Source organism: Streptomyces sp. NPDC093591, assembly GCF_044764885.1.
Classification (GTDB): Bacteria; Actinomycetota; Actinomycetes; order Streptomycetales; family Streptomycetaceae; genus Streptomyces.
In genome coordinates, this window is the sequence record NZ_JBIWIY010000001.1 from 436,939 (window position 1) to 449,025 (window position 12,087).

The 12,087-nt window shown below is 68.5% G+C and carries 9 protein-coding genes and 1 pseudogene; 4 read left to right on the forward strand and 6 right to left on the reverse strand.

Annotation, left to right across the window (positions count from 1 at the left end; translation table 11 throughout):
* The first annotated feature begins 60 nt into the window (after positions 1-60).
* Positions 61-879 (forward strand): phytanoyl-CoA dioxygenase family protein, encoded by an 819-nt coding sequence (locus tag ACIREI_RS01870; protein ID WP_403326198.1) that lies wholly within the window; start codon positions 61-63, stop codon positions 877-879.
* On the forward strand, positions 876-1,199 hold the full coding sequence (locus tag ACIREI_RS01875) for a hypothetical protein (RefSeq protein WP_403326200.1): 324 nt from the start codon (positions 876-878) through the stop codon (positions 1,197-1,199). The genes ACIREI_RS01870 and ACIREI_RS01875 overlap by 4 nt, the downstream gene beginning before the upstream one ends.
* Positions 1,200-1,321: 122 nt before the next feature.
* On the opposite strand, the gene ACIREI_RS01880 is transcribed toward ACIREI_RS01875, so the two are convergent.
* Together ACIREI_RS01880 and ACIREI_RS01885 are read right to left on the reverse strand one after the other, a co-directional pair.
* A complete protein-coding gene (locus tag ACIREI_RS01880) occupies positions 1,322-2,287 on the reverse strand; it encodes a glycoside hydrolase family 6 protein (RefSeq protein ID WP_403326203.1) in 966 nt (321 codons plus the stop codon).
* Positions 2,288-3,340: 1,053 nt separating this feature from the next.
* Positions 3,341-4,417 (reverse strand): annotated as a pseudogene (locus ACIREI_RS01885) (beta-galactosidase); the annotation flags it as partial.
* A gap of 168 nt (positions 4,418-4,585) precedes the next feature.
* Between ACIREI_RS01885 and ACIREI_RS01890 the strand changes: the two are divergent.
* The gene (locus ACIREI_RS01890) at positions 4,586-5,626 is read left to right on the forward strand and encodes a methyltransferase (protein ID WP_403326205.1); all 1,041 of its coding nucleotides are present in this window, start codon (positions 4,586-4,588) and stop codon (positions 5,624-5,626) included.
* A gap of 566 nt (positions 5,627-6,192) precedes the next feature.
* The gene (locus ACIREI_RS01895) at positions 6,193-6,795 is read left to right on the forward strand and encodes a TetR/AcrR family transcriptional regulator (RefSeq protein WP_403326208.1); all 603 of its coding nucleotides are present in this window, start codon (positions 6,193-6,195) and stop codon (positions 6,793-6,795) included.
* A 303-nt stretch (positions 6,796-7,098) separates the two neighbouring features.
* On the opposite strand, the gene ACIREI_RS01900 is transcribed toward ACIREI_RS01895, so the two are convergent.
* The 4 genes from ACIREI_RS01900 to ACIREI_RS01915 all read right to left on the reverse strand — a co-directional run bounded on the left by ACIREI_RS01900 (position 7,099) and on the right by ACIREI_RS01915 (position 11,899).
* Positions 7,099-8,109, reverse strand: a complete 1,011-nt coding sequence (locus ACIREI_RS01900; RefSeq protein ID WP_403326211.1) for an Lrp/AsnC family transcriptional regulator — start codon at positions 8,107-8,109, stop codon at positions 7,099-7,101.
* Between the two features lie 178 nt (positions 8,110-8,287).
* Positions 8,288-9,673 (reverse strand): aldehyde dehydrogenase family protein, encoded by a 1,386-nt coding sequence (locus tag ACIREI_RS01905; RefSeq protein WP_403326214.1) that lies wholly within the window; start codon positions 9,671-9,673, stop codon positions 8,288-8,290.
* Entirely contained in the window at positions 9,673-10,773 is a 1,101-nt protein-coding gene (locus ACIREI_RS01910) for a phenazine antibiotic biosynthesis protein (RefSeq protein ID WP_403326216.1), read from the reverse strand. The genes ACIREI_RS01905 and ACIREI_RS01910 overlap by 1 nt, the downstream gene beginning before the upstream one ends.
* 103 nt (positions 10,774-10,876) lie before the next feature.
* Entirely contained in the window at positions 10,877-11,899 is a 1,023-nt protein-coding gene (locus ACIREI_RS01915) for an MDR family NADP-dependent oxidoreductase (RefSeq protein WP_403326219.1), read from the reverse strand.
* Positions 11,900-12,087: the final 188 nt, after the last annotated feature.

Genomic DNA, 12,087 nt, shown 5'->3' on the forward strand with positions numbered 1-12,087 from the left:
CCAGTGGTGGGTGAGTCGGGGCCACGCGCCCGACGCGGTGCGCTCCCTACCGTGGTGGACATGACGACAACCGGAGAGCACCTGCTCAGCTCGGTGCAGATGGCGCACTTCGTCGCCCATGGCTCGCTGCGCATGGATGCCGTGGTGCCCGCGGAGATGAACGCCGAGGCCATGGAGGTGTTCCGGGCCGGCATCCCGCCGGTGCCGTACGGCACGCCGGTCCCCAAGGCCTGTCCCGAGGGATCCTTCACGCGGCGCCTCGTCGAACTACCCCAGGTCGCGGGGGCGTTGCGCAGTCTCCTCGGACCCGATCCGCACATCGACCACCACGCCGTCCACGTCCGGGAGCCGCACGAGGGAGCGGCACAGCCACTGCACGGGGACGCGATCATCGACGTACGGACCGACGCGTTCGACGTGCAGCTCATGTACTACCCGCAGGAGGTGACGCTGGAGATGGGCGGCACACTCAGTGTGCCCGGCAGCCATCTGCGGCGTACGAACGAGAGCGACACCGGCCGGTACCAGAACCTGCGCGGCCAGAGCCGACTGGTCTGCCCTGCAGGCACCGTGGTGTTTCTGCACCACGGCCTCTGGCACGGTGGCCGACGCAACGACAGCGGTGTACGCCGCTACATGTTCAAGATCCGCTTCAACCCGACGGTACGGCAGCGGCGGCTGTGGGACACCTCCGACCTGTCGGACCCGCGTGTGGCGCAGGAGTTGAACACCGGCTTCCCCTGGTACGAGCAGGCGACCGGCCGCCTGGAGCTCTACAACCGCGTCCTGCTGTGGCGGGAACTGACCGGCGACGAGGGCTTCGACCTCGACCACTGGGTCACCCGCGTCTCCAACCGACCGCAGGAGGTCTCCGCGTGACCACGACCACCCCCGCCCCGGCATCGACCGCCTCCACGGTCCGCCAGCAGGTGCTGGTGCTGTACCTGGCCACCTCGGCCCTGGACTCCCCGGTCATCGGCTGGTCGCTCTATGACGGCACCGGTCGCACGTCCCCCACCACGGGCGACAGCGACGAGCCTCCCTACGAGACGGGCGTGGCAGCCCTGTGCGACGGCTGGCGACTGATCCAGGCGGCTCAGCTGATCCCCCCGTACCCGGGGAACGAGTACGACGTGTCGTTCCTGAAACACGAGTTCTTCTTCGAGAAGCTCATCGATCAGGACGATGCCACGCACTGACGGTGCCGGACCGACTCACCGGCCTGCGCACGCGGTCGACCTGACGAGCGACGGAGGCTGATACGGCATCAGGGCCGAGGTCGACCGCGTCCTTCTCGGGCGCGGTCGGCCTCGGCCCCGGATCAGTAGCCGTAGATCATCTTGTAGGCGACCTCAGGGAGGAACTGTCCGGCCGAGGAGCCGGTTCCCGCCCCGCAGTTGCCGTCGGACTCGCCCGGGACCTTGATCCACAAGAGCATCTCGGCGCCTCCGCCCAGTTGGGAGGGGGTGCCGATACGGCGGCCCGAAGGGTTGCACCACTGGCCGTTGGAGCCGTTGCCGTTGCGGCTGGTGTCCACGACGAACGGCTTGGTGTAGCCGTACCGGGTGCCGAGTTCCCTGTTGACGGCGTTGCCGTACGCGGTGTTCTCGGCCGTGGTCAGGTAGTTGGAGACGTTGAGCGAGAAACCGTGGGCCTGCCGCAGGCCGGCTTCATGAAGGCGCCGGGCCATGGTCGCCGCGCTCGCCCAGGCCGGGTTGCCGGCGTCCAGGTAGACCCAGGTGTTGGGGGCCTGACGGTTGAACTCGGCGAGCGCTCCGGTCAGCATGCTCTCGCGCTCGTCGATCTGCGCCTGGGTCATGCAGCCGTAGTCCCCGAGGGAGTCGGGTTCCAGGACGACGACGGCCGGGCGGCCCGCGATCCCGCCCGCGAACTGGGCGATCCAGTTCGCGTAGGCGGCCGGCGACGAGGCTCCGCCCGCGGAGTGCCCGCCGCAGTAGTCGCGGTTGTAGATGTTGTAGGCGACCAGGATGGGCAACTTGTCCCGGGCGTCCGCGGCGCCCACGTACGCGCCGGTGGCGGTGCCGATGGTGCCGCTCCAGGAGCCGAACCAGCGGGCCGTCGGTGTGTTGGCGATGGAGGCGTTGATCGCGGATGCCCGGCCGTCACCGGGGTTGGCGGCGACCCATCGCTTCGCGCTGGAGTCGGGATCCACATAGAACCCGTTGGTCATGGTCGTCGGGTCGGCCGCGTGGGCGGACGGGGCGGCGGCGAGCAGCAGCGGCAGCGAGGAGAGCGCTGCCACCAGGGAGAGGAGTCTGCGGCGCATGACGGGTACCTCGGCTTTCCGGCAGGGTTGCGTCCGAAGGTCGGCGGTGAGGGCAGGGGGAGCGCTCCCACCGGAAGCGCCCCCCCCGGCACGGTTGGTCAGCAGGTCGCGTTGGTCTGGGACAGGAGGCCGAGCCGCCACGGGAGGAGGTTGTAGTCACCGCTCGCGTTGGGGTTCAGTCGGGAATGGTGTTGAGCATCCAGGATGATAGGAGGCTGGTACATCCCGTCAATGTCTCTCGCAGGATTCGTTGAAGTTGTCGAAATATTTCGGCGATCGGGGCGATCCGCAGGCTGCATGAGTGCAGGTCTGACGGCCCGTCGGGTGGTGATCGGCTGTTGTTTCGACGGGGAGTTGACTGACCATCAGTGTTGGCATGGCCAGGACTCTCTCTAGCGTCCGTGGCAAATTGCGATCCGAAAGTCGGCCGAAATCGCGAACCGCTGCTGAGTGTCGTTTACGCGCTGTGGGCTGGCCCTCCGCATCAGTCATCCGCTGTCTGTCACGGCCGACTGACGACCGCTTCATGCGCCGAGCCGTTCGCGGGCGCCGCAGATGAGCAGTCCGTGGCGCCCTCCCTGACAGGAACCCACGGTGCCCCGACCATCAGGCAGACGACTGGTCCGTGGCTGCGCGGTCACCGCGCCGGCGGTCACCGTGTCCGGCACGGCCGCTCCGACCGCGGGGTACGGGGATGCCCCCACCCTCACGAGCGGTACGCACACGATGCGGAGTTGGGGCAGGAGCCGCACCTTCATCCTGCGGGTTCCGGGCGGATGCGACGGGAACACGAAGGTCTGGCTGCCGCCGGGGCGATGCTCGCGTTGTGCGCCGCACCGCAAGTCCGGGAGAGCACGGCTCCGCCGAAAGTGGAGTGAGTGCGTACGGAGCAGCCGTGTCCGCCTGCCTGCTGCCTGTTCACACGCCTCCTGGCCGGGGCCGCGCATCCGCGACGGCCACGCCGTTCGACGGGACTGCCGCATCGCCTGGAACGCGGGGCCGCGGCGCCGGGCGTCGGCCACTCGCAGGGGGCAGGCGGGCCGCTGCTCGGTGTCACCCGTCCTGTGCGGCAGGCGCCGGTGCGGCGGCGAGGACGCGGACGTCCCAGGCGCCGAGCGGCACGGGTGTCCCGGCCGGGACCACGCTGCCGTCCAAGGCGTCGGTCAGGTCCACCGGGGCTTGGGCGGTGGCCGGCTGCCAGTTCCAGTTGGGGACGACGTGGACGCGCCGGCCGTCGGGGGCGGTGCCGGTGGCGACGGTCACCGAGTCCGGCAGGTCCTGCCAGCCGCTGCGCGGGGAGGGCGCCAGCCAGGCGGCGAGCGCGCGGGCGAGGTCACGGCCGGGTACGGTGCCCACGCAGGTGACGCGGCCCGCGCCGTGGCGGCGGGTGGTGACGGCCGGCCAGCGTCCGAGGTGCGGGTGGTCGTACTCGGCCAGGCCCTCCACCCAGCGGGTGGCCACCGCACCACCCGGCAGCTGGAGCGGGCTGTCCGGCGCGGCGCGCAGCGGCAGGTCGGCGTGGAGGTTGCTGAACTCGTCGTACCGGACGCCCGCGGCCTGAACCAGCCGCGCCGGTGCCACCTCGTGGCGTGCCCGCGCCTCGTGGTCGCCGCAACCGGTGCGGGGGCCGAGGACGAGGTGGCCGCCTGCCTCCGCGTACGCGCCGAGCCAGTCGAGCATCCCGTCGTCCGCCACATACAGCGCGGGGGCGATGAGTACGGGATGCAGCTCGGCCGCCGACTGCGGTGCCAGTCCCGGGCGTTCGCCGCGCGGATCGTGCAACTGGCGGGCGTGCAGGATCCGTACCTGGCGCCCCGCCTCGAACGCGCCCCGGTAGAGCGGGTCGAAGATGCCCTCGTACGCGCCCGCGTCCGGACCGCCGTCGGGACCGGCGAGCGGCGGGTGCTTGCGCATCAGCCACTTGCTCGGCGCCGAGTACACCATCGCGATGTCGGCGTCCGGTGTGATCCCGGCGACCAGGTCACCGGCCCGCTCGAATTCGGCGCCCAGCCGGGCGAGTTCACCGTAGACGCGTCCCGGTCGTCCGCTGTGCGGGAGGATTCCGCCCCAGTACGTCTCGGCGTCGAAGTGCAGCGTGTGCCAGTGCCAGTACTCGATCATGCGGGTCCCGCCGCCGCACCAACAAACCACCGGAAGTGAGCGAATCCTTCACGGCAGCCTGACAAATGGACGGAATCAACAAGTTGTCGGCCCTCGCTGTAGCCGGGAGACAACGGCCGCCACGCTGATCGAGCCAGAACTCTCTGGCCGCCTACGATCGAACGGGAGTGATTGAGCATGGCCGCCGACATTGCCGCCAACAACGAACTGAGTCTGGGTGCTGCGAAGGGACGCATGCTCGAGTTTCAGAATGGCCTGAGGTTGGCGCATCTCTTGTACGCTGTGGCCGAGTTGGGCGTGGCCGATCAACTCGCCGAAGGTCCGCTGCCGGTTGACGAGATCGCGAAGCGCGTCGACGCGCATCCGGATACCTTGTACCGCGCGATGCGGGCCATCGCCAGCCGGGGGGTGTTCACCGAGGTCGCTCCGAACACCTTCGCGCTCAACACCATGGCCGAGACATTGCGCTCGGACATACCGGGTTCGTTGCGGGATCACTTCCGGTACGAGGGACAGCCGGCACTGCAACAGGCATACGCTGCGCTCGGGCACAGCATCCGTACTGGAGAGTGCGCTTTCGAGCACGTGCACGGCACCGACCTGTTCTCATATCTGACCGCTCGTCCAGAGCTGGGACAGATTTTCAACAACGCGATGGGGGAGATCGTCAGCCACCTCCAGAGCGCCGCAGTCGAGGCCTACGACCTGTCCGGGATACGGCGGATCGTGGACATCGGTGGCGGTCATGGGTATCTGGTAGCTCGGATACTTCAGCGCTATCCGGAAATGCACGGCGTGGTGTTCGACCTGCCCGAGGTTGTGCCAGGAGCCACCGAGGTGCTCACCGAAGCCGGTGTCATCGACCGCAGCGAGACAGCCAGCGGTGACTACTTGACCTCAGTGCCCGCCGGCGCCGACGCCTACGTGATCTCCCATGTGATACACCAGCTGAGTGATGCAGAAGCGATCACGGTTCTGAAGAACATCCGCTCGGTCATGGATCCCGGTGGCCGGGTCGTCATCCTCGATCCGGTGATTCCGGAGGGCGATGTCCCGCATCCCGGGAAGTTCCTGGACATCGTGATGATGGCACTCACTCCGGGACGGGAACGGACGGAGGCCGAGTTCGCCGGTCTGTTTCAGGCGGCTGGGCTGCGCCACGCGGAAACGGTGGCGCTTTCGGCACCCTCAAGCGTCATCGTCGCCATGGCCGATTGAGGCAGGGGAGTGGGCGCAACCTTCGAGAGGAAGGTCTCCGGGACGGATCCTGCTGGGAGTAGACGGAGGCTAACCACCGGGTAGGCCTGGGATATTGAGGCCTCGGTGGCGCGCCCCGGACGAGCCGTTCCGGCGGTGCTGTTCATCCTGCACGGCAGGATGAACAGCACCGCCCTGATGAACTTGCTACCGCACACGACGGTCGTCTTCTTTGTTGAGGGCGTGGGCATGGCGCAATCATGCCGTCCGTTACGGTCTCCATCATGCAGGCCCTGCCCCACTTCGGCGTGATACCCGCCGACGTGAGGCGGTCGGCGGGTCCATCGAGGCGGCCATGGCGCGGCCGAGCAACTGGGCGTCGCGGTGCGGTCGTTGATCGCCCCGACCCCGCACGCGCTCCTGCACGCCATGCGCATCACTGCGCTCGGCTCTGGCGGCGTCGCCGCACTCGGCGCAATCGTGGTGGCCCTGTTCCCGCCGGGCCGATCCGCCGCCGCGCCCTCGTCGAGCGAGCCGGCGCGCCGCGAGCCGGTGGGGGCAGCCTCGGACTGAGGGAGTTCACGAGCGTGGGCCAGGTCAAACAGTCGACGACAAGGGGCAGGCCCCGAAGCCAGGCCGCGGAGCGGGCCATCATCGAGGGCGTTCTGCGTCTCCTGGAGGAGGGCGTTCCCCTCGCCGAGCTGTCCATCGAGCGCATCGCACGGCACGCGGGCGTCGGCAAGGCCACCATCTACCGGCGTTGGAAGGGCAAGGAACAGCTGTTCCTCGCCGTACTCGGGGCGATGGACGAGCCCGAGCCGCCGCTGTCCGGTACCTCGGTTCGCGAGGATCTGGTGATCACGTTCGAGGCGATCCGCAGGCGCGGCCTCGCCAAGTGCACATCGGCCCTGCTGCACAGTCTGCTCGCCCAGGCCAAGAGCTATCCGAAGCTCTGGGATCTTTATCACGACACGATGGTGGAGGCCCGCCGCCGTCGGATCCTGGCCGTGCTCGCCCGCGGCACCGACGCCGGCGAACTGCGCGACGATCTCGACCCTGACCTCATGGTCGATCTGCTCTGCGGGCCCATGCTGTCCCGCACCATCCTGCAGAACGACGCCCCGCTGCCCGACGGCCTCGCCGAGACAATCGCCGACGGAGTACTGGCAGGGCTGCGTCCGCGCCCATGACTCCCGGTGGCGGATGACTGCCCGACCCCGGGAATGTGCGTGTTCTATGACAAGCTCCGCCCACCTGCGGAAATCCGAAACCCTGGCCGCCACGGCATCGCCCTCCTCTGAGTACGGCCGTCCTGGCAACGGCATGGAACGGCAGAGGGGCCGCCACCATCACGTAGGGCGGAAGCATGCCCATGCGATCGAGGGGACGGTGGGCACGCCAGGGCAGTGAGGCAACGACAGCTCTGATGCCGGTGCCCAGCGCCCAGGGGTTGGCGCAGATTCGCACTGCTGCTCGGGCTGACATCGGCCTTCTTACGTGTGGCGGGATGACGTGGGTGTGGAAGCGATCGTGCCCACGGCTTTGAGGGTTCGCAGGACAGGCGCTGTCTCCAGGGTGCGGATTGCCTTCACGGCGCCCAGACCATGGGTGAGGTAGTGGTAGAGCGCTGCGCTGTCCCTGCACAGGGCGTGGGCCACAAGGTTGGTCGGGCCGGTGGTGTGGGCCACGAAAGCGAGTTCGTCATGGTGGGCCAACGTTGTAGCCACCTCATCGAGATGGGCGGGAGCGACCGCCATCCACAGCAGGACCTTGGTGCTGCCTCCGAGAAGTGCGGGGTCGATCTCCACGTCGAAGAAGATCGCACCGCAGTCGCGGAGGCTGTCCAGCCGACGCGATACCGTCGCCGGCGACCAGCCGGTGGCGGCCGCGAGGTCACCGACGCCGGTTCGGCCGTCGTGTCGTAGGGCTTCCATCAGGGCCTGGTCCGCGGGCGAGAGCTTCACTTGCCGGTACCGCTCCGGGGGTGGGGGCTCGTTGTAGTCAGTCGGCTTTGCGCCTCCCAGCAGGCGTTGCTGTCGTGGTTTGAGGGCGTTGGCGCTCATGCGCCAGGGGGTGCGCCAGCCGACATACGTGTGCAGCAGATGGTGGGCGGACACAGCGGTGAGTCCGATGCTGGGGGGCAGTTCGTGCAGGAGCAGGGAGTGGCCGTGTGCCATGCCGAGTGGGGTTTCGAGCACCGCGACGATCTCGGTGCCGCCACCGGTGAGGTAGACCCATGACGTGTCCGGGCGCCGGACCAGGGCGTGGGCGAGATCCAGTGCGGTCTCGGGGGCGGCGGTCAGTCGAAGTAGCCATTGCTCGTGGCCTGTCAGGTGGGGGTCGGGCAGCCCGACGACTCGGAGTGCGGCGTGCTCGCGCAGCCTTTCGTAACGACGGGAGACCGTCTGTGTGGAAACCGCCAGTGCGTTGGCTATCTGTGTGAAGGAGGCGCGTCCGTTGATGTGAAGCGCGTGGATCAAGGCGCGATCGAGGTCGTCGAGCATTCGCACACCATCCTTCACGCACCGCGTGGCAGGGCGCGGCACGTCGCCGGAGGCGATGCCTGCACACGTCGGCGCTCCGCTCGGTCTGGAGCCGGGTCCGGCGGCCCGGAAGCCCACAGGGGAGGGAGGTCTCCCCGTCGGCACCGTGGTGGCGAGCCTTCGCCACCACAGGGAACGGTCAGCCCCTGATCACCGACTTGCAGCGCATCAGGAACTCGGCGAGATAGCCGTCGTGTGGCATGCCGGACTCCATCCAGTATGTTCGGTGATCTCCTACATATACGTTGCTGATGGATGGTTCTTCCAGCAGCTGTTCCACGAGCCCGGCGTCGTGTGTGATCGCCGTCAGGACGAGGCTGTTCCTCAGCGGCGCGATGCCTGCTTCACGGGTCCACGGAGCGACCCATACGCAAGGGAAGGGAAGCTCGACGGAAGCCTGGGGCGCATCGGGCCGGTCGAGTTGATGGACGGCGGGGCGGAGTGCCGCGCTGCCGTCGCCCAGTTCGGCGATGACGCCCTCGCCGCCGAGCCACGGCTTGGTACCTGATGCCTTGTGGAGTAGGTGCGCCTCGAAAGCCTTGGCCGTTGCGAGCGGCTGGACGGGGAGGACCGCCTCGGGATCCTCGGGAGGCAGGCTGGGCACCGATGAAAGGCGCTTGGCGAGCGCCTCGCAGAGCGGGGTCGGGTCGCCTTCGACGAACACGGCGGTGGTGTTGACGCAGCCGGTGCCACCTTTGCCGATCACCGAGTCGGTGATGGTGTCGAGATGGTCCCCCCAGTCCGTCTCCTCGGTCAGCAGAATCTTCGAGCGGCCCGGGCCCTGCGGCAGGATCGACGGGTCGGCGGCGTACTTGCGCACCACGTCGTCGCCGCCGTAGACCAGCCCCAGGTCGGCGCCCCGCAGCAGCGTGTCCGCGGTGGCGTGGTCGGTGGGCAGCAGTGCCACCTGGTCGTTGCCGAAGCCCGCGTCGCGCAGTGCGGTGACCAGCCGATGTGGGGTGAACGGCTCGCGCCGGGAGGGCCGGACCGCGACCCGGTAGCCCAGTGCGAGCGCTTCCGGCCAGAGGCTGTGCGGCCCGGGATGGTTACCGGCCGCGTGCACGGCGAAGACGCTCCCGCGCCGTGCCCACACCGCGCGGCCGGTGCGGGTCAGCGGGTCGTCCCATCGCATCACCGCTCCGGTCGGCCGGGCGTGCTCCACGCTGTAGTGGGCCTTCCTCATACGGGCCGCGATGGCTCGGGTGGTCGTACGCACCACGGAGATCGGTATCCCGCCGACCCGACTGACCTGGTACTCGTACTCTTCGACGGACTGGCCACCCAACGTGGCGGTCGAGAAGAGCTCGGCGGCACTGCCGATCATGCCTATCCGGTCATCGAGTGCGGGAGTGGCGGCCCGGCGCAGGGACTTCATCGTGCGATCGACGAACAGGGGAGGAACCAGGCTCAGCCCTGCGACCTCCTGGCCCGCGACATCGTGGACGGCCATGCGGTTGCGGGCCCTGAACCGGCCCTGACGCCCCAGGGCGTCGAGCTGCACGACATCGGTGGAGGACCCCGCCATCAGTAGACCCCCTCGATCACGGCCTCGTTCTCGAAGGTCGCGACCGGAGCGATGTCCGCCACCGCATCGCCGATCTGACCGGCCAGGGCCTCGATCCGGGTTGCCGTGTCCCGCTCCAGGTTGTTGGGCAGGAAGAACGACTTGCTGATGTGATTCACCAAGACCCGGCCGCGATCGCCGTACGCGACCGGCCGGAGCGTTTCCGGATCGACGACCGAGAACGTGACATACGGGCTGTAGGAGTCGAAGACGCAGCCGGCGTCCTCCGGGAGGTCCGGGCGCTCACCGGCGAACCCCAGGATCATGGTGCTGCCGTAGTTGCCGCACAGGGCTGTCTTGGGGAAGACCTCGGTCTTGTAGAGGTAGCGGGAGTCGGGATCCAGCTGGGTGCCGCCCCAGCGGATGGCCCGGACCTTCTCGTTGACCAGCTCGGCGAGGTCGTCCCGCCGTGCGAGGCGCTCCAGCAGCGGGGGCGTGATGGTCAGGACGCCGATGTCCTGGGTACGCAGCACGAACGCGGCCTGGTCGATGAGGTGTTCGGCGTAGGCGTCGGCATCGGCGCCTCGTCCCCCGGAGATCAGCTTCTTCACCCATCGAGGGTCGAGGTCGACGGTGAAGCCGTGGCGACCGTGGCTGGTTGCCGACCTGCGGAAGTACTCACCTACGATGTGCGGGCCTGTCGGGACGAGTCCGAGCCAGTTGGCGCCGCCGGGAAAACCGTGGGCGTCGAGGTTGGCGTTGCTCCAGTGGACCATGCGTTGCAGCCAGTCCCGGAGCAGGACGACTCGCTTGGGCGCTCCCGTGGTCCCGCCGCTCTCGAACACCCCGATGACATCGGGGTGTTGGCCATACCCTTGCGGGATCAGGTCCTCGGCGCGGACGTCGCGCAGTTCGGCCGCTACGTTCGGGAAGAGCCCGAGATCTTCATGGGTACGGACGTCACCGCGGGGATCGAAGGGCAGGGTCTTGGCCCGCTCCAGCCAGAACCGGGACCCCGTATCAGGGTTGAAGTGCCACTCCATGGCGGCCTGTATCAGCTCGTCCGGCTCGGGACGGACATCGAGGGGGAGATCGAGTACTTGTGCGGTGGCTCGCGACACGGAGACTCCTTCTCGGCGTAGGAGGCGGGAATGGGGGACTGCCGGGCAGAGGCGCGGAACCTCCGCCCGACTCAGCGAAGTTGCGTACGAACGGAGTACCGAGCTACAGCTCGACGATGACGGCACCGATGTGCCGTCCATCGATCACGTCCAGCAGAGCTTGAGGGGCATGCTCGATGCCCTTGATCCGAGCGTGGGGAAAGACCGCCTCCCCCGATCGGAGCCACGCACCGAACTTCTCGGTCCACTCCGACTCGTCGCCGAAGTCGTCCGAACTGAAGCCGCGCATCACGATCCGCTTGCGGATGAGCGGCATGGAGTCCAGCTGGACGGGTGCCGTGGTCCCGCTGGCGTGCTCGGAGAGCTGCCCGGACAGGGCGCCGATCAGGACGAACCGGGCGCCCGGACGCGCGGCCTCCACGGCGGCCTGGAGCTGCTCGCCCCCGACGTTGTCGAAGAAGACGTCGATGCCCTCCGGCGCGGCCTTCGCCAGCTGTTCGGTGAGCGGTCCGGCACCTCGGACGATGGCCTCGTCGTAACCGAACTCGTTCACGAGGCGGTCGGCCTTCTGCCGCGAGCTGGTGCTGGCGATGACACGGCCCGCACCCAGCCGTTTGGCGATCACTCCGGCCATCGCGCCGATTCCGCTACCGCCCGCTGAGACGAACACGGTGTCCCCGGGGCGGAGTTCGACGCCTCGCGTCAACGCCGCGTAGGCCGTCCAGCCTCGCTGAAGGTGGGCTATCGGGTCGGGAAGCGCCTCGTCGTCCACGCGTGCACACTCGCCTGCGGGGACGACGGCGTACTCGCGCCAGCCCCGCCCGTGCGAGACGAGATCGCCCGGCTGCAGCGCGCTGTCCTCAGGGGCGCGGACCACCTCGCCGATCGCTGCCCCGACCAGGGTGTCGCCGGGGCTGAGCTTGGGGAACGGTGTGTCCTGCGTGACGCCCGTGATGAGGAGACGCAGCGTGGCGAAGACCTGAAAGAAGCGATTGCGGACCAGTACCTCGCCTTCCCCTGGTGAGGCCAGGGGCGTCTCGACGACATTGAGGTGTTCCAACTGCGGTAGCCCGTCGGGCCTGGCCACAAGGCGGACTTCTCTCTGGGTAGCGGGCAGGGCTGCCATTCACCCTCCTGAACAGGAAGAACGTATGGATATGAAGCCCTGGTGCACGCGGGGTGACCAAGGGATCCCAGCGTGGAGTGATCACGCCCGCCAACTCCAGTTGTGACGCCGCACTGGAACATTTCTTCCATCCCAGGCGGCTGACTGAAGGAAGCTCACGCCGTAAGCCGACCTGATCGTCAAGGCAG

Coding starts and splice junctions, on each gene's coding strand:
- ACIREI_RS01870 (WP_403326198.1), top strand. CDS start 61: ATGACGACAACCGGAGAGCACCTGCTCAGCTCGGTGCAGATGGCGCAC.
- ACIREI_RS01880 (WP_403326203.1), bottom strand. CDS start 2,287: ATGCGCCGCAGACTCCTCTCCCTGGTGGCAGCGCTCTCCTCGCTGCCG.
- ACIREI_RS01890 (WP_403326205.1), top strand. CDS start 4,586: ATGGCCGCCGACATTGCCGCCAACAACGAACTGAGTCTGGGTGCTGCG.
- ACIREI_RS01900 (WP_403326211.1), bottom strand. CDS start 8,109: ATGCTCGACGACCTCGATCGCGCCTTGATCCACGCGCTTCACATCAAC.
- ACIREI_RS01905 (WP_403326214.1), bottom strand. CDS start 9,673: ATGGCGGGGTCCTCCACCGATGTCGTGCAGCTCGACGCCCTGGGGCGT.
- ACIREI_RS01915 (WP_403326219.1), bottom strand. CDS start 11,899: ATGGCAGCCCTGCCCGCTACCCAGAGAGAAGTCCGCCTTGTGGCCAGG.